The following is a 17,720-nucleotide window of genomic DNA, read 5'->3' as shown; positions in this document are numbered from 1 at the left end:
GTTCGGGGCTCTGTCTCCCAGCAGAACTCTGACCGCATGCGGGCCGTGAGGGCGCATCGCCGGCGAGTTCCGTCCCGCCGAGCACTGGGACGGGACTCGCGGCGGGGCGATATTGCGCATGGTACTGGCGGGCGTCAGAGCTTTGCCTGTGCGGAGACGGCGTCAGCGGGCTACCTCCCCCCTCACAGCCGAAGGCTCGATAGGCTCAGCCTGCATGGAAAGGTTCTACGTCCGCGCCAAGTGCGTGCGTGCCCGATCGGCGGATCGCGGATCGGGCGTCGGTCCCAGCAGATGATGCCGTGCGTCGGTACTGCCTGGGCAGCAGAGAGTTTCCAGACAACGGGGCTGCCACGCGAACGGAGTAGTGGCAGACTCGGTTTACATGCGAGTGACTGCCTGAGCTTCGGAGGGCCATCGCTGAAGGGCGCCAACTGCCAGAAAGCCTGAGCCATGGCCGCTGTGTCCATGCCTTCTGGCAACGCTCCTTCTGCAGGGATGTCGAATGACCTGTGGCACTCGACCCCCATCTGATGGGAGATCATGATGGCCGCTCCTCTGCTGATAGCAGCCGGCGCCACGGCCACAACCCTGCTCGGGGGCTGGGTCGCGCAACATGTAGGTGACCGACGACATCTCGTGCTCGGACTCACAGCGGGACTGATGCTGGGAATAGTCGGGTTCGACCTGCTACCCGAAGCACTGGCAACGAACAAGACAGAAGTATTCGGGGTCCAGGTCCCGCTGCTGCTGTTCATAGCAGGTTTCCTTGTACTGCATATAACGGAACGCTGCGTGGCTATTCACCGCGCACACGAAGAAGAGTACGGGCCTCATTCTCACCCCTTCTCGCCGCCTCATCATCATGGTCACGCATCCTCAGATGGGCCCGTCCACGGGTTGGGAATCGCCGCTGCAGGCGCGCTGGTGGGCCACAGCTTTCTTGACGGATTCGCGATCGGCGCGGCGGCTCAGGCGGGCGGGACCACTGGCACTGTTGTCGCCATCGCCGTCATCTCTCACGACTTCGCCGACGGATTCAACACGTACACCATCACTCAGCTATACGGCAACGATCGCCGACGAGGCATTGCACTTGTCGTTGCCGATGCTGCGGCTCCCCTCGCCGGCGCGTCGGTGACTTTGGCATTCACCATCTCTGAAAACATTTTGAGCGTGTTTTTGGGCTTCTTCGCTGGTTTCCTGCTCTATCTTGCAACTTCAGACATTCTGCCTGAGGCGCACAGTCCGCATCCAACCCGAGCGACCCTCCTGTTCACCCTAGTGGGAGTGGCATTTATGTGGCTGGTCATCGGATTGGCCAGCTGACTCGGGCCTCAGTTGCCATGAGTCCGCAGAGCTGGCTCTGTTCCAACCCGCGACAGAAAGTTGCCTCCCAGGCAGGGGGAAACATATGTGTCAATTTCTTTACCGCGCTCCCACCAACTTGATGCCGGTCAGCCAGCGGTTGAACGCCACGCCATGAATGGTCGAACCTCGCTATGGTTGTTTCGGCGTCGGACCATCGATTCGCCGACGGCGGGCTGAAATGACGTCAGCGAGTTCAGCCATCACATAGCGCAAGGCCCGCCGATCCGCACGTCACAGGGATATCTCGCACCTTTTTCAGCAAGTCCCGTCGTCGACGCTGGCGACGGGACGACCGCGGGGGTCGGCCGGCTCCGCGATCCCGAATCCTGTTGCCAGCTCCCCCAGCCGCTGCGGGGATGGGCTCAGGTCGACCGAGACCTTCCTCCGGGCAAGAACGAGGCGTTGCCGGCGGCGAAGCCGTGTTTCCGTGTGTGGTCGGCGAGCGCCACGTGCGGATCGCGCAGTCTGCGTTCGAGCTTTCCGGGAAAGCCGAGCGAGGTGGTGAAGCCGACAAGACGGCTTCTCGGTCTCCCAGGCCGACGGGCGCCAGTGACCACGGCACCGCCGACTGGCGTGACGTAGGCAGCGGCAACCGGGAGATCGCCCCTGATGACGGCATCGGCTGCGTCCGGTCACTTGAGCGGAATGCGGATCATGATCCTTCCTGGAGGATCCTGAGGTCTGCGATCGCCTGACTGCGCATCACAGGGAGTAGCGGGTGAACCGGTTCGGGAAGCCCCTTGAGTACCTGCTGGACCTCTGCCGGGGTGCCGACCTGGTCAAGGAAGCCGATCATCAGGTGGCCCGCCACGGGCGGCGTGGTGGCAATGACTCGCTGAGCGAAGTCCGTCCATGCTTCCGGGCTCACGTGGGCACGCAGGGCTGGAAAGAGGACGGGCTCTTCGTGGTCGAGGTGGCTGTGCACGACGTCCCGCACAACGATGGCCGCGTCCTGCAGTTGAAGGCGGACCTTCTCTTCGGTCTCGGGTTCCGCGGTGACGGCGGCAGCAGCGAGGCGGTCCAGCGCCTCGTCGAGCTCGTGATGCTCGTCGGTGAGCGAGTCGAGTCCCCGTGATATCTCCGGAGCTGCGGCGAGGATCTGCGGCCACAGGTCGTGGTCTTCAGTCTCATGGTGGTGGCGCAAGTTCACGACCAGGAAGTCCCGCAGCTGCCCGAGCGCGGAGAGGGGAACTGCGGGGCGGATGGCCGCCTGGGCCAGGAGAGTCGTGGCCACGCGGTGCACATCGTGGGCCAGGCGAGTCTCGGTCACGGATGCCGTGTCATTCAGCTCTGTCGTCATGCACCAACAATATTCAATACACATGCCTATAGTCAAAAGAATTACTTATAGTAGGGAGGTGCACTGTTTACGTGACTGTCCGGAAATAGCACGTCACCTCGCCGCGCCGCCGCTGCCGCTGCCACCCGGGAAGCAGTCTTGACCAGCGCTCATAGCCTCTTCCTGGCCCGCTGGTGCGCATGCGTCACCTGGCAGCGAAGGTTGCCGTGCCGACCGCGTACTCCAGCGTGGGCAACAAGCCGACCGTTCTCTCACCGGCCTGCTGGAGCCGGCTCTAACCGATCCAACAGTCGCCTCCACGTTGGCCGCGGTCGCGCCAGGCGCGCGGTCCGGCAACTCGGTGCGAATGGCTTCGTCGGGACGTTCGCCGGCGTTGACCTCGCTTCCACGGATCCGCTCGCGCACCGCAGTCTCGGTCCGGTCGAAGCCTTCAAGGCCGTCGGTCCGGACTCGGACTCACTGGAAACTGATGGTCGCGTCCATCTCCCACATCAACACCTCCGCACCATCTGCACCCGCAGTGATGCGCTGCCCCTCGGAAGCAGTGATACGTGCGGCATCGCCTTGGCCGAGCAGGCCGTAGCTCTCTAGAGCGATGGTGCCTCTGGCCACGAAGAGATGCACGAACGGTGCTGTCGCCGCCTGCACCGTCTCGTCCGGGCGAAGTCGGGCGACGTGCAAAGCTGCGTGCTTCTGGCGGACGGAGATGGCGCGAACGCCCGAGTGCTTGGCCATGCCCGATGCCAGGGTCACCCACCCGCCCTGCTTGAGCGGCGCATTGATGTCCAGTTGTTCGTACCCAGGAGTCACATTGGCCGTGTCGGGGAGAACCCACATCTGGATGAAGTGCACAGGGTCCGCATGTTCCCGCTCACCCGTCAGCGTCCACGAGTCATTGCGTTCGCTGTGCAGGATGCCGGCGCCTGCTGTCATGCGCTGGGCGAGCCCGGGATAGATGATGCCGTTGTGGCCGGTCGAGTCCTTGTGGACGAGGGCACCTTCAAGCACCCAGGTGACGATCTCCATGTCCCGATGAGGGTGAGTGTCGAACCCTGTGCCGGGCTTGACGGTGTCCTCGTTCGACACGAGCAGCATCCCGAAGTGGGTGTTGCCCTTGTCCGCATCGGCCCCGAAAGAGAAGGAGTTGAGTGAACGCAGCCACTCGGTGCGTGCGAGGTGGCGGGAGGAGGAATGGCGTACGTCGATGGCGGCGCGCAATGTGGCTTCCTTCAGAGGTGTACACGCGGACAATCGCGAGGTGTCAAAGAGGGGCTGGTGCTCCGTTACGGAAGAAGGCTCCGAGTCACCGTTGGTGGGTCTCCTTGGAGGGGTAGCGGCATCGTCTCGAGAGCACTACGGCGCATACGCCTGCGCGACCTTGACAGTGCCTTCGTACAGGTACAGTCCCCCGCGAAGAGCGACATGGAAGTGCAGGACATCGGCACCTCGTAGAAGCGGCCGACGGATTTGCGATTCAGGTGAACTCGCCCAGAAGCACGGCACCTTCACCGTCCACGATCAGAGCTTCGGCCTTGTTGACCTTCGCTTCAGGCAGATGATTTCACTAAGGAACTTGAGGCAGGCGGCGGCCTCAGCCGACGTCGTGCGTCGCACCGCTCAGGCATTCGCGGGCACGTCACAGGTGATGTGCTGATCATCCCGCGGAGGCCCGGTACCGCGCTGTCCCGGGCCGCTGGGGAGTCGATGTCATCATCGACACCGGCCGGTCTGTGATCGGCACACTGGTCGAGCCATCCGGTTCACCGTCCTGCTATCTGCCCCTGATGGGAACTCCGCGTCGAGCTAGGCGCCAAGAACAGACCCCGCCCGCCGCGGCGCCGAAGCCGTCAAGGACGGGATCACCACCCTGCCTGAACACCTGCGGACACACCCCTAAACGTGAGGTCCATCCGTGTTGACCTCCCAAGGTTGCAGGGCATAGACAAGCGGCGATTTGGTGCGTCAGCCTCATGGGACAGCCACTGCCGCCCAAAGAGCCTTCAGCAAGACACTGTAACTCTAACTGTTACATCCAGAGCGGTCAAAGGTGGCCTTCAAAGGCGGGCTCGCCGCGTAGGTGACCGACCTGGACACATCAGTGTCCCCAGTAAGGCCGGACAGTGAGCAACGTGTCGGATCGGGGATCAGGTGCTCGACGGTGCTGCGTCTCTCGTAGAGATCGGCGGCATGGCTGACAGGCCGGCCGTCCCCGGCGTCCTTTTTCTTCCGATTGGCGGGCTGGTCCGTCTCCTCGGGAACAGCCGCTTCGATGTAGCGTCTGCGCAGGTAAGAGCGGTTTTCGCGTGGACGAGTAGGCCCACCCCCCAACGACCGCGCTGGGCTTGGCAAAGGGACGCCCGAGGGGCAGTCGGACCCGCACCATTTGCAGGACGGGGATGACTTGGTAGCTGTCGGCCGCCGGTCCTGCGGTCAGGACGAGCGCGAGCGAGCAGCATCTGAGGTCCGAGGCGAGATGGACGACCCGCCCAGGACCTGCCGTGCAAAACCTTCTTCAAGCGGAGCCGGTGTCGAACACGCCGCCGCTGGGCCTGCACGTTCTGTTCCTGCCCCCCTTCCCGGGCCCGTTCCTGCGATCGCGCGGCCTCCTCCAACACCATGGGGTCATCACTCACCCGCAGCCAGCACTGTCATCGCCAGTGATGGCGACCTGAAGGCTGTCCTCACCTGGCAGTACCGTGCACTGCGGCCAGGGAGCCAGCCGTGCTTCATCGGCACAACAATCGGTCGACGTCCTGCAGTTGTTGACAGCTCTGGCACGGTGATCAATGATCGCTGCTACCTGAGCGGAGCTACCACCTCCACTCCGCGCCTTCCCGTGCAGCCAGAAGCAGCTCCTTCGCGGAGTTGCCTCACGGCAGAAATCTGAGGCTGTTCACGGACGTTGGGCCTCTCTCTGACGGCGCCATCCCCCATCCACCTCTCCTCCAGTCGACCTCTCGGTCAAGCAGACGGGAAGCCAGGTACCACTGGTGATACACAACCATGCCGAATTTTCGCCGCACGTATGGACGGGTCTTCCACCTCACCTCATGTCACGACCAAGAACCGGCGTGCCCTGGCACGCCGGTACGGGGCAAACCTCTTCGTTGTCGCACTGACCATCTGGACGATCTTGCTATTGTGGTCGCCCAGCTGGGTTGACATCGTTGTCGTTCGTTGGGTAGCGAACCGGCGCGGGCCCGCCACCACAAACCTGATCAACTTTCTCGTTAACGGTCTGGTGCTGCGTGACGACATCTCCGACTCTCCCTCCGCGCCAAAGCGCTAACCCGGACGCGGGAGCAGTGCGCGGCAGCCAGTGACGCCCGGGAGGGCCCGGCCGCCCGACACCAGCACATCAATTTCTGATACATCGTCAGGTTACGCCGGGGGGAAAGCCGACCTGACAGATCTGACGAGCACGGGGACCGTGCGCCCGAACGGCAGCGCACCAGTCAGCAACCACCACCCTCGACAAAGAGATCACAATGCAATTCACCACCCCCGGCCTTGAGCCGGAAATACATCTCGACGGTTACCACCTGACCCTGCAACAGGTCCACCGTGTCTCCACAGCAGAGGATGACGTGCTGCTGCAACTGTCCGACGCCGCCCTACTGAGCATGCAGAAGTCACTGCAGCTCAAGGACGACCTCATCGCTTCAGGCATACCCATCTATGGCGTCACCACGGGCTTCGGCGACAGCAGCAGTCGGCAGGTCAGCCCCGAGAAGACGGTGTCGCTGCAGCAGAATCTGCTGCGGTTCCTGAGGGTAGGCACCGGTCCGATCGCCCCTGACGAGATCATCCGCGCGACCATGCTGATCCGCGCCAACTGTGCCGCCCGAGGCAACTCCGCCATCCGGCCGGAGCCGATACGTCTCATTCTGGACATGCTGCAGCACGACATTCTGCCCCAGATCCCGGAACGGGGCTCTGTAGGCGCGAGCGGCGATCTGGCCCCCTTGAGCTACCTGGCCTCCGCACTCACCGGCGAAGCCACCGTCACCTACAAGGGCACGGCGATGCCAGCAGCTGAAGCACTACAGGCTGCAGGCCTCGAACCAGTGCAGCTGCAGGCCAAGGAAGGTCTCGCTCTCGTCAACGGCACTTCCTTCATGTCCGCCTACCTGGCCCTGGCATCTGCAGAGGCGAGCGAACTCGCCTGGTGCGCCGAACTGTGCACGGCCCTTGCCGCCGAAATGCGAAGCAGCAGCATGGACCAGTTCACGGGCTTCGCCCACGCACACAAGCCTCATCCCGGCCAGATCACCACTGCGCAGAACATCTGGCAGCTACTCGAGGGGTCCACGCTAATCGGCTCCGACGCCGACCTGCGAGGAAGCGGCATGGCCAAAGGCATTGGCTACATGGAACTCGAACGTGGCATACAAGACCCGTACTCAATTCGCTGCGCCCCCCAGGTGATCGGAGTTCTGCGAGACACTCTCCAGTGGGCAGAACAGTGGGGCACCGACGAGATCAACTCGTCCAACGACAATCCCCTCTTCGACGCCGAGACGGGAACCGTCCACAACAGCGGCAACTTCTATGGCGGTCACGTGGCGCAGGCCGCGAGCGCACTGGCCGCTGCCGTCGCCAGTGTGGGCGACCTACTGGACCGCCAATTGCAGCTCCTGGTGGACCCCAAGTACAGCCTCGGGCTGCCCCCCAACCTCATCGCACCGATCGCGCCCACCGACCCAGCCGCGGGACTGCACCACGGCTTCAAGGGAGCGCAGATCGCCGCGTCCGCCCTGACCGCCGAAGCTCTTCACCTAACCATGCCGGTCAGCTCCTTTTCTCGGTCGACCGAGGCGCATAATCAGGACAAGGTCAGCATGGGAACCATCGCCGCCCGTCATGCACGGACCGTCGTCCGTCTGATCAGCGAGGTGACCGCGATCCATCTGGTCGCGCTCTGTCAGGCAGCTGACATCCGAGGGGCAGAGGACCTCAGCCCGCGTACTGCTCAGGCCTACCGATACCTGCGCAGCATCGTTCCTTTCGTCGGGGAGGACCGTCCACTGGATGAAGACTTCCAGGAGACCGCGAAGCGGCTCATCGACGGTTCACTGCGACGCGCAGTCATGGGCAGCTGATCAGTGGTGGGTCGTACAACAATTCGTCGTGAACGACCCCACCATTGGTCAACTTGACCCGGCCGCAAAAGCCCGATTTCCGCAGAGATGATCATGGTGAAGCAGTGGCTCCTGAGAGTTCGGAGCCACTGCTGAACTGTTGAAGGCCCTGGGCCCACACTCGTCACAAGGCCAAGGTCGACACAGTCACCTTGCTCGGGAAGCCGCCACCGGTCAGTGCGGGTTGTATCAGGCCGGGCGCCGCTTGTCCGACCTGCCTGCGGTACGTAGTCCCGACAGACCGACAGCCGCTAACTGCGAACACTCCTCGATACCGCTGTCGCCGGGCGGGCGGCCGACATCGAGCAGAGCGACCAGCGCTTCTTCTGCGACGGCAACGGCGTGTGAGATGCGGATGCTCGCCAAGCACGTTGACAGGCTCACGGTCCAGTACGGTCGGCGCACCCCGGCTTTGCACGGCTGCTGGAGCGCGTCGCGCCGCCACTCGGCGGCCAGGCCGGGGCGCGGCTCCCCGCGCACAGGGCCGTACAGACATGCGGTTCGACGCTGCCGCGTGTAACCCCGACGGGAGCCGTGCGCCGTTCCGGGGCACTGTATGTACGCATCATCACTATGGGTAGCCGACACTTTCCTGCCGCCTAGATACCTGTGGCCCGGTCCTCAAGGCCGGGCCACAGTCGCAGCATTGCTCGTGAAGGGCGGTCGCCTACGCGGCGAAAAGCTATACAGGGCTTCAGCCGAACGATCGTCCCTGCATGCCATAGATGAGGCCCGGGGACACTGTCCCCTCCACGATCACGTCCACATAACCAGACCGACCCTCCAGTCATTCCCGCTGCATTCGATTCGGGGCGGGCCGTCTGGTCACCATCCGTAGCCTGCTTGAGGACGCGGATCGGTGGCGGGGAGAGGGCGGCTTGCTTCCGGCGCTGGCGTATCGGTCGGCACCGCCACTTTGGCTACCCCTGTGCACGGCCCGATAGCCACGCCGACATAACTGCGAGCCGTGAAGGGTGCCCGAGGCCCGGTCGGGTTGGCTTCACGGGTCGCCGCAGTGGAAGTGGCGTAGCGCTGTGAGGTGTGTCGCCGGACGTTCATGCGCGCAGAGCATCCTCTGCGCGATAGGTGGCTATCTCGACTTTCGTGGCCTGCTCGCGCTTTGACAGGGCAAGGCTGCTCGTCCGCACCTTCCAGCTGCGATGTGTCAGCCGGCACGCGCACACTCACCGGCCGGCTGGAGGCCGTCGGCTACAGGACCGTTGTCTACGCGCTGAACGGGCTGCGGCAGACGTTCATGCAACGAGCTGTGCGCAGCACCTGGAGACTCTCGCCTCAGGTGCCGCGCGCTGCGAGAGCTTCTACTCAGCGATCGGTCTGCGCTCGCCCAGAAGCGGTCACGAAGCCACGGCGTCCTCCAGGCGGCCGTCCTTCAGCTGGGAGCGAAGTATGTCTTTACGGATCTTTCCGATGGCGTTGCGGGGCAGTTTCGTCACCAGTTCGAGTCGGCTCGGCTGGTACCACTCGGTCATGCCCCGGGCGGTGAGGGACTCTCGCAGGCTGGCGAGTGTGGGTGTAGCGGCACCCGGCACGACGACCGCACAGGCGAGTTCATTGCCGAGATCGTCCAGGTAGCCCACCAGTGCTACGTCCTGTACATCGGGATGGGCTAGCAGTTCCGTCTCGACATCACTGATCGGGATCATGAACGAACTGCCGATGCGGTCAGCGACCCGTCCCAGAATGCGCATCCCTCCGCGGCCGTCGGGAATCGCCAAATCTCCTGTGTCGTACCAGCCGCCGTCAGAGTCTGCAGTCATCCTCAAGCGGCCGATGTCCCGGCCGAAGGTTGCGAGACACACGCCGCCACCGCGCACGAAGAGCCGCGCCGGCTGTTCGGCCGTGGGCGGTACTCCGGTATCGGAACGAAATGCGAGTTCCAGTCCCGGACCCGGTCTGCCGTCACTGTGTGCCCCCCACGACGCCGGGTCATCATGGCGGGTCCACGTGTGGCCGGGCACCTCGGTCATACCCCACAGAGCGCGCAGCGGCACGCCCCAGGTGTCCGGAACGGCGGCCACTAGTTGTCCGGGAACCGTGGTGGCACCGCTGAGCACCATACGCAGCTGGGGCACCGCTCGTGTCCCTGCCTGTCGCTGTGCCGCGAACGTCAATTCGCCGACAAACGGCGGCGCACCGGCGAGGACGGTGGTGTCAGTGTCGGCGAGGATGCTGAGCGCCTTCTCAGGATCCCAACGGTCGGACAGGACTGAGGTGCCACCTACCAGCATGGGGATCATGATGTTGTACATCAGCCCGAAGATGTGCGTCATCGCCTGAGTGGTGAAGAACCGGTCGCGGGGACCAAGTCCTTCCTCACGGGCAACAGCCGATGCGCCGGCGTAGATCGTGTTGAAGGTGTGCAGCACGCCCTTGGGCTCACCGGAGGTGCCGGAGGTGAACAGCACTACAGCCACCCGATCAGGGTCGTCACCGCGCTCTTCCGGGAGTGCCTCCGGCCGCTGCTCCCAGGGCGTCTCCTCGAAGTGACGACTGAAGTCCACTGCGCCTTCGGAAACTTCGCCCTGAGTCATGACCACTCGGTGACGAAGATGCGGCAACCGGGGCTCCATGGCGGCTACTTCATCCGCGTACGCCACGTCATTCCACTGATCGACTGTGACGCACATGCTGGCGTCCAGTCGTGCCAGGACACGCTCCAGTTCGCGTGGGCCGATGGTCATCATGACGGGTGCGACGACCGCTCGGATGCGTGCGCAGGCCAGAAGCAGTGCGCTCACCTGCCACCAGTTGGGCAGCTGCATCACGACTACTTGGCCGGGCCCGACCCCCAGCTCGTTCAGGGCGCCGGCAAACCTTTCCACATAGGTGCCGAATTCCCGGAAGGTGAGGCGACGTTCCTCTTTGTCGTGCCGGTAGGCAATGAGTGCCGTGGCGTCTGGAGTCTCGACGCTCCACTTCCGTAGATCCGCCAATGGCCCCTCGTTCCGCCACACACCTGTGGTTCGGTATGCCTGGCTTTGTTCTTCGAGGGGTCGGAGTTCGGTCAGGAGCAACCGTGCCTGCCCGTTGTGAGGCTGATCGGGATCCTGACACAACTGTTCGTTTGTCACCTCGGCAGGATAGGGGTTCAAGATCGATCGGAGGATGCCGTTCCGCCTCGCGAGTGGAAACTGCGGCGGGCAATCAGGTGACGTGGTGGAGTTGGCCTTGTGCCAGAGGCCCGACAGTGAGCCTCTTCCGACCTGACGAGCGGTTGGACTGTCGCCCCCCGTGGCGGGCATGGAGAACGCTCGCAGGTCACCGGCGTCGGATCGGCTCTAGCCGGCGGCGCCTCGCCTGTGGCCAACAGGCCCTGCTCGTCTTCGCACATCTGCGCCGCGGTGATAGCTCCGCCCGCCTCGCGGCGGTTTCCGCATCGGGATCGCGACGGTCTTCCGCTACATACGCGAGGCCGTCGATCACCTGGCCTCGCTCGCTCCGACGCTGGAGCAGGCCATGGACACCGCCCGCAGGAAGGCGTACGTAATCCTCGACGGAACACCCCTGCTGACCGACCGCATCGCCGCCGAACGCCCGTACTACTCGGGAGAAGCGGCACCACGGCATGAACGTGCAGGTCCTCGCCGACCCAGCCGGACGCCTGATATGGGCATCGGGCGCACTGCCGGGAACCATCTACGACCTGGCCGCAGCCCAGATCCACGACATCAGCCGCTCTGACCCGCCGACGACATCAAGTGCTTGGCGGACAAGGCGTATCAAGGTGCAAGCCCTGCCATCCGCGTCCCGTCCCGGGGCAGGAGCCTGCGTGGCCGGCGCCTGCGTCACAACCGGGACCACGCCAAGATCCGCAGCCTCGGCGAACGCGCCATGGCGGTCCTGAAAGGCCGGCGGATCCTGCGGGAGCTCCGCTGCAGCACCACACGGATCGCCAACATCGTTCGAGCCGTCGTCACCCTCGAACCCGCCAACCGGTCAGGTTGGGAAAGTGTCGCCGGCGGCGAGGGGCTGGGCCTTAACGCCAAGAGCAGGAGGAGAACACCGTGTAGAGCAGGGCCGTGCCGATCGCGGCGAAGAAGCCGCCGTCGATGGTCTTCCAGACGGGCCGCTCAAACTCCCCTGCTGAACCGAGGCCCAGGCGCTCGTTCAGACTGGAGCTCGAGGCCGAGATCTTCGACTGTGCCAGCTACATCCCGACCGAGGAAGGCCGGCTCTGCCCGGCCACGGTCATCGACATCGCCTCACCTCACGTCGTCCGCTAGGCCACCGCCGACCGTCTGCGGACCAAACTGGTCGCCAGCGCCCTGCGGGTAGCCTGCCGGAACCGCCGCCCATCGGGTCCGGTGATCTTCCGCCCCGGATCGCGGCCGCCAGTACACCAGCCGTGAACTCGTCGCCCTGGCCGGTGACTTCGGCGCCTGCCTTTTAGCCGACCCAACTGGGAAATGCCGGGACACACACGCTCGCCGAGTCTTGCGTGTGAACCATGGCGAGAGCGCAAATTGCAGAGTACTTCCTGGGAACTTGCGGGGCGGACCCTGCCCGCTCCGCACCAAGGGCATTGCAGGAAGGCCTCCAGAGCATGACCTGGCGAGGCGGAAGGAATCCGAGGGGACGGACGGTCTCAGGGAGGTCCACCCAGCCTCGCGGGCGACGATCTTTCCAGGTCAGCTGGGTGCCCAGCGTTCTGGGTCATCTTTGACGCTTCTGGATGTAACCGTTATGGTTACATCCATCTGGTGAGGACCTACGGGAGGCGATGACGCCTCCTTGAGAGGCAAACGCGCCCATTCGGTGCTTACCTGTGCTCTGCAACCATGGGAGGTCAAGATGGATAAGCCGAAGAACAGGGAAACCCGTACTCGGATCGTGTACAGCACGTACTACCGGGTTCACCCTGATGACCGACAGAAGTTCGTCGACGCTGTGCTGCCGCACCTGGAGTACACGGCCGCTCAGCCTGGCTGTGTCTTCTATGTATTTGCAGCCGACCTCCTCGACCCGAATGTCATCCACCTTTCGGAGGGCTGGGAAAATCAGGCGGCTCTCGATCGCCACAACACTTCGGAGCCCTTCCTCAAGGCGCTGCGAGAGGTCATGGAAAACGTGCGAATCCTTGACCGCCAGGGCCAGAAGTATGAGATCGCCTCTCAGGGCGCCGGGGACCCTCCCGGCGGAACTGAGGGCTTCGGTGTCGACGGCGAAAGCTGACTCGCACTCGCTTCACCCCGATATGTGACGTGACATTCTGCCCTCGATCGCGCATGGAGGGCGGAGTGCCGTCCTGGGAATAGGTCAGCCCTGAAATGCCGTGCCCTCTCCGTATTTCACGGTGCCGCTACGTTGGAGGAACTGTGCGACGCATCACATACGAAAGATTCGGTGAGCCGTCCGACGTTCTGCAGGTACACGAGGTGCCGGACCTGCAGCAGCCAGGACCTAACGAGGTCCTCATCAGGGTGGCGGTTCGCCCGATGCACCCGGGGGACCTCGCTGGTGTCCGCGGGCGGTACACCAGCGACTCTGGGCCTTCAGAGCCGGCTACTCCAGGCCTGGAAGGCATGGGCACGATCCAGGCCCTGGGATCCGGGATCAACGCAGATTCGGGTCTGGCGGTCGGGGGGCGCGTGGCGTTCTTCCCGGTACCGGGTGCATGGGCGGATCAGGTTGTGGCGCCCGGCTCGTTCGTCGTGCCCGTCCCGGACAGTGTCTCGGACGCCGTGGCGAGCCAGGTTCTGGTCAAACCCATCACTGCAGCACTGCTGATGCGTGCCGCCGAGGATGCGGGACTGAGCGCCGGCGGAGTGCTGGTGCAGACTGCTGCCGGTTCAGGAGTCGGCCGACTCCTGACGGCGATGGCAATTTCGCGCGGCTATTCCACGATTTCCGTCGTCCGCAGCGCCGCGAGTGCCGCCTCTCTCAGGACGTCAGCGGACGTGCCCGTAGTGAGCACTGATATGGACAACTGGGCCGACAAGGTGCGCGAGGCTGCCGGCAGTCGTCACGTCCAGGTGGCGTGCGATCCCATCGGTGGAGCCATGTCGGTCACCCTCACACAGTTGCTGGCCGACGGTGGCAGTCTGCTGACCTATGGCGGACTCGCACAGGGCGAACCCATGGGCTTGGATGCAATGGCCCTGACTTCTCGGGGCTTGACCGTGCGCGGCGTCACCATCGGGCGCTGGCTCACCGACACGTCTGCCGCTTTGCGCAAACAGGACATTGGCACTGCTCTGCGACTGGCACAGGAGCAGCCCGACGTCTTCGGTATCGCCGGACAGTACGACCTTGCCCAGGTGGCCGAGGCGGTCCGGGTTGCGGAACGACGCGGCAAGGTCGGCACTGTGCTCCTGACCTCTCAGCACGCGTGAGACAAGCCTCGCTCCCCCACTCCCCGGGATTGGACGTGACACGTTGAAGATTGGATTCCTCGGAGCCGGCGACGTCGCGCTTGCCTTGGCCCGGCAGGCACTGGCGACGGGACACGAAGTAGTGCTGAGCAACAGCCGTGGACCGGCCAGCCTCCAGCCGATCGTGTCAGACCTCGGCAGTGGTGCGTCTTCGGGCACACGCGAAGAAGCCGCGTCAGCCGATCTCGTGGTTCTGGCCGTGCCGTGGCCGGCTGTTCCAGATGCCTTGGAGGGACTGCCAGCCTGGAACGGCCGCATTCTTGTGGACGCGACGAATGTGTTCGCGTCGCTCAATCCTGTGACCGTAGCTGACCTCGGGCACCGCACCGGAAGTGAGATCGTCGCCCATCTGGCCCCTGGAGCAAAAGTGGTGAAGGCTTTCAACAGCCTGTTCGCCCAGTACATTGCTGCACCACGGCAGCCAGGGGGGCGCGTCGTCCTATTTCACGCTGGCGACGATGCTACGGCCAAGGCCGAGGTCGCCGCGCTTGCAGAGTCCTTCGGATTCGCGCCACTTGACGTCGGCAACCTGCGCGACGGCGGTCAACTACTGCAGCTGGGTGGCTCACTGTCGGGCCAACACTTGTTCAAGCCTACGGGTGATGCTGGCCAGTGAATACGCGGGAAGCGGCCACACGAGTCCGCTGGCACCACCTCGCCCTGCCCTAGGAGTGCGCGTCAGTGCCGGCCTTCCCGCTGCAGCAAGGACCCGACTACACGCTCGATCATGATGCACAGTCCGGTCGCATACCAAAAAATACCCGTTCACAATGACTCCGAAGCGAAAAATCAGGAGAGATGATGATCAACAACATCCAGGCAATGATCGCAAATGTCAGAGTAGGAGACCTTGAGCAGGCGATTCCTCTCTACAAGGAGCTGGCCGGAGATCCCGAGGTACTCCGGTTTCCTTACAAGGACTTCCAGTTGGCTCTCGTAGGCCCCTTCCTGCTCGTATCCGGCCCTCACGACGAGAACATCGCCCAGAACGCCACGGTGCTGGTCGACTCTCTGGATGCGGTTCTTGCGGCTCTCGAGAAGGCCGGCGCCAACATCATCGATGCCCCAACCGAGGTGCCCAATGGGACGAGGCTCGTCGCGCAGCACCCGGACGGTTCCGTCTTCGAGTACCTGCAGCCTCGCACCTGACAGCTGCTGCCCGGAGCGCTCCCCTACGATTCCGTCATCACTGCTGTGACACTGCGACCAGTTCCGAAGGGCTTACCTGATGCGCAAGTCGCCGGCCGTGCAGCTTGCTTGTTCACTGCGGCACGCCGGCCGACTCAGGCTTCGGCAAGAGTGACGTCCGCCCCGAGTTGAAACGAGGCGGCGCGGGAGCGTCACTTCTTGCACCGGCAAGGCACACCCGTCTGGATCATTGAACGTCGCGGAGACAAAGATGATGAGTTCCGGAAGTGAAGTTGTGATCGTCGGTGCCGGCCCGGCGGGGTTGCTGCTGGCTGGTGACCTGGCCGAGGCCGGTATCGCCTGCACCGTTATCGAACGGCGCTCCGGAGAGTCGGAGCTCACCCGAGCCTTCGCTGTTCACGCGCGGACCATGGAGCAACTCGACGCCCGTGGCCTTGCCGATGACCTCATGGTCACCGGCGTCCGCAATCCGGTGCTGCAATTCCTGCGCATCGACCTGTCCCAGCTGCCGAGCCGATACCCCCACGTGCTGGTGACACCGCAGTACAACACTGAACGGCTGCTGCTGGCGCGTGCCCTGGCTCATGGCGCAGAGATCCAACGGGGCTGTGAGGTCGTCGGCCTTCATCAGGACGATGCGGGCGTGACTGTAGAGGTCCGGGCCGCGGATGGCACTCTGCACACTGTTCGCTCGGCGTACGTTGTGGGCGCAGACGGACGCAACAGCACCGTTCGCCGTTCCCTCGGCCTGCCGTTTCCCGGCCGGTCCGCGGTCCGCTCGATGATGCTGGCTGACGTTCGACTGGCTAAGCCTCCGCAGAAGCCACCGACCGTCGGTGCGGTTGGAGACGCTTTTGCCCTTATCGTTCCATTCGGTGACGGCTGGTTCCGTGTGATGGCTTGGAACCGTGAGCACCAGGCGTCCGACAAGGCACCGGTCGACCTGGACGAGATCAGGAACGTGGCGCTCCGGGCACTCGGCAGCGACTTCGGGATGCAAGATCCGCGCTGGCTTTCCCGATTCCACAGTGATGAACGGCAATCTCCGCGCTACCGGGTGAATCGGGCTTTCCTCGTCGGGGACGCTGCGCACGTGCACTCCCCCGCCGGCGGCATGGGGCTCAACACCAGCATCCAGGACTCTGCCAACCTCGGCTGGAAGTTGGCGGCAGTCCTGCGCGGCCGCGCTCCGGATGCCTTGCTCAACACCTATGAAAGTGAACGCCACCCGGTGGGACGGAAGGTCCTGCGGATGAGTGGTGCTCTCTTGCGCGGGGTCCTGACTACACCTCCGTCACTGTGCGGTGTCCGCGATTTCCTTGCCCGTACAGTCGTTCAGGTTCCTCGCGTGTCCAGGCGACTGGCGCAGGCGATCTCGGGAATCGACATCGCGTACGCCGCTCCGGCCGGTGCGCATCCCCTCGCCGGCAAACGAGCTCCGGACCTCCCTCTGACCGACGGACGACGCCTCTACGAGGCGCTGCGTGGCAGGCGTTTCGTGCTTGCCATCCCGGCCGACACCGAGGTGCACCCGACGCTGGTCGCCGGATGGGGCACCGACGTGGAAATCGTGTCGCCGAAGGGTCTGACAAAAACAACCGTGCTGGTCCGGCCAGACGCCTACATCGCGTGGGCCACGTCCGAGCAGTCCCCCGAGCGCCGCACAGGCCAGGTCAGAAGCGCGTTGACCCAATGGTGCGGTCCGGAGGGCACCAACAGCAAAAATCCCACGTCCCCCTAATACGGCCCAAGGCTGCCCAGGGCGAATCGGCCCCGAGCGGTTGGCCCCGGGCTCACCTCCTGCTACCCGCCGACGCCACGCGAAGTGAACGTGTCCCAAGCCGCCTGTGCCAGCAAGGTCCGCCTGGCAGGCCGTGCCGACCTGCTTCGGTGTCTCGAAGTCGACCGCCCACCGCCGCTTCCTCATCTGGTTCAGCTCCAGCGCGTGAGGCCGGCTGCACGAGGCGATCCTGCACCAACTCGACGACAAGAAGCTGCTCGGCCTGTCCCGCGCCGTCCTCGACTCCTCTCACGTACGCGCTGAAAGAAGGGCGAACACACGGGTCGAATTCTTGTGGACCGGGGCAAGCCGGTTTCCAAGATGCGTATCGTGTCGGCCGCAGGCGGACTGCCCCTTCTTCTCGGCATCTCCGCGGCCAACGCCGCGACAGCCAGGCCCTGAAGGCCATGGTGCTCGGTCATCAAAACGAGACACAGTAGCTACGAAGTCCGCTACTCCAAGCCTCTGCGACTGCACGCCGGCAAGGCTCGCGGCGTCCCTGAGCCGCCGATGGGTGATCGGACGGATCACGTCATGGCTAACCGGCTACCGCCGGCACAACCACCGCTACGGACGCGACCCTCGCAACT

Annotated in this window: 11 protein-coding genes and 3 pseudogenes; 10 read left to right on the top strand and 4 right to left on the bottom strand. The window is 64.2% G+C overall.

Annotation, left to right across the window (positions count from 1 at the left end; genetic code table 11):
* The first annotated feature begins 543 nt into the window (after window positions 1-543).
* The gene (locus ACFYYF_RS34935) at window positions 544-1,326 is read left to right on the top strand and encodes a ZIP family metal transporter (protein ID WP_388781908.1); all 783 of its coding nucleotides are present in this window, start codon (window positions 544-546) and stop codon (window positions 1,324-1,326) included.
* A 694-nt stretch (window positions 1,327-2,020) separates the two neighbouring features.
* On the opposite strand, the gene ACFYYF_RS34930 is transcribed toward ACFYYF_RS34935, so the two are convergent.
* The 3 genes and pseudogenes from ACFYYF_RS34930 to ACFYYF_RS34920 all read right to left on the bottom strand — a co-directional run.
* A complete protein-coding gene (locus ACFYYF_RS34930) occupies window positions 2,021-2,668 on the bottom strand; it encodes a hemerythrin domain-containing protein (RefSeq protein ID WP_388781905.1) in 648 nt (215 codons plus the stop codon).
* A 456-nt stretch (window positions 2,669-3,124) separates the two neighbouring features.
* Window positions 3,125-3,886: a pirin family protein gene (locus ACFYYF_RS34925; protein WP_388781902.1), complete on the bottom strand. Its 762-nt coding sequence runs from the start codon at window positions 3,884-3,886 to the stop codon at window positions 3,125-3,127.
* Window positions 3,887-4,810: 924 nt separating this feature from the next.
* Window positions 4,811-5,307 (bottom strand): annotated as a pseudogene (locus tag ACFYYF_RS34920) (transposase); the annotation flags it as partial.
* An 849-nt stretch (window positions 5,308-6,156) separates the two neighbouring features.
* On the opposite strand from ACFYYF_RS34920, the gene hutH reads away from it, so the two are divergent.
* The gene (gene hutH, locus ACFYYF_RS34915) at window positions 6,157-7,770 is read left to right on the top strand and encodes a histidine ammonia-lyase (protein ID WP_388781899.1); all 1,614 of its coding nucleotides are present in this window, start codon (window positions 6,157-6,159) and stop codon (window positions 7,768-7,770) included.
* Window positions 7,771-9,164: 1,394 nt separating this feature from the next.
* On the opposite strand, the gene ACFYYF_RS34910 is transcribed toward hutH, so the two are convergent.
* Window positions 9,165-10,901, bottom strand: coding sequence for an AMP-binding protein (locus ACFYYF_RS34910; protein WP_388781896.1), 1,737 nt, complete (start codon window positions 10,899-10,901; stop codon window positions 9,165-9,167).
* Window positions 10,902-11,532: 631 nt separating this feature from the next.
* On the opposite strand from ACFYYF_RS34910, the pseudogene ACFYYF_RS34905 reads away from it, so the two are divergent.
* The 8 genes and pseudogenes from ACFYYF_RS34905 to ACFYYF_RS34870 all read left to right on the top strand — a co-directional run.
* A pseudogene (locus ACFYYF_RS34905) lies at window positions 11,533-11,691 on the top strand (transposase family protein); the annotation flags it as partial.
* A 158-nt stretch (window positions 11,692-11,849) separates the two neighbouring features.
* Window positions 11,850-12,053 (top strand): hypothetical protein, encoded by a 204-nt coding sequence (locus ACFYYF_RS34900; protein ID WP_388782229.1) that lies wholly within the window; start codon window positions 11,850-11,852, stop codon window positions 12,051-12,053.
* A gap of 568 nt (window positions 12,054-12,621) precedes the next feature.
* Entirely contained in the window at window positions 12,622-13,002 is a 381-nt protein-coding gene (locus ACFYYF_RS34895) for a putative quinol monooxygenase (protein ID WP_388781893.1), read from the top strand.
* 95 nt (window positions 13,003-13,097) lie between these two features.
* A complete protein-coding gene (locus tag ACFYYF_RS34890; RefSeq protein WP_388781890.1) occupies window positions 13,098-14,162 on the top strand; it encodes a zinc-binding dehydrogenase in 1,065 nt (354 codons plus the stop codon).
* Window positions 14,163-14,190: 28 nt separating this feature from the next.
* Window positions 14,191-14,817, top strand: a complete 627-nt coding sequence (locus ACFYYF_RS34885) for an NADPH-dependent F420 reductase (protein WP_388782208.1) — start codon at window positions 14,191-14,193, stop codon at window positions 14,815-14,817.
* A 185-nt stretch (window positions 14,818-15,002) separates the two neighbouring features.
* Window positions 15,003-15,350 carry a VOC family protein gene (locus ACFYYF_RS34880; protein ID WP_388781887.1) on the top strand — a complete coding sequence of 116 codons (348 nt, stop codon included), beginning with the start codon at window positions 15,003-15,005 and terminating at the stop codon, window positions 15,348-15,350.
* A gap of 229 nt (window positions 15,351-15,579) precedes the next feature.
* Complete coding sequence (locus ACFYYF_RS34875) at window positions 15,580-17,091, top strand: FAD-dependent monooxygenase (protein WP_388781884.1); 1,512 nt, start codon at window positions 15,580-15,582, stop codon at window positions 17,089-17,091.
* A gap of 121 nt (window positions 17,092-17,212) precedes the next feature.
* Window positions 17,213-17,719, top strand: a pseudogene (locus ACFYYF_RS34870) (IS5/IS1182 family transposase); the annotation flags it as partial.
* Window position 17,720 lies beyond the last annotated feature (1 nt).

The organism is Streptomyces sp. NPDC001914, from assembly GCF_042891215.1.
Classification (GTDB): Bacteria; Actinomycetota; Actinomycetes; order Streptomycetales; family Streptomycetaceae; genus Streptomyces.
This window is presented reverse-complemented; position numbering and strand designations above follow the sequence as displayed.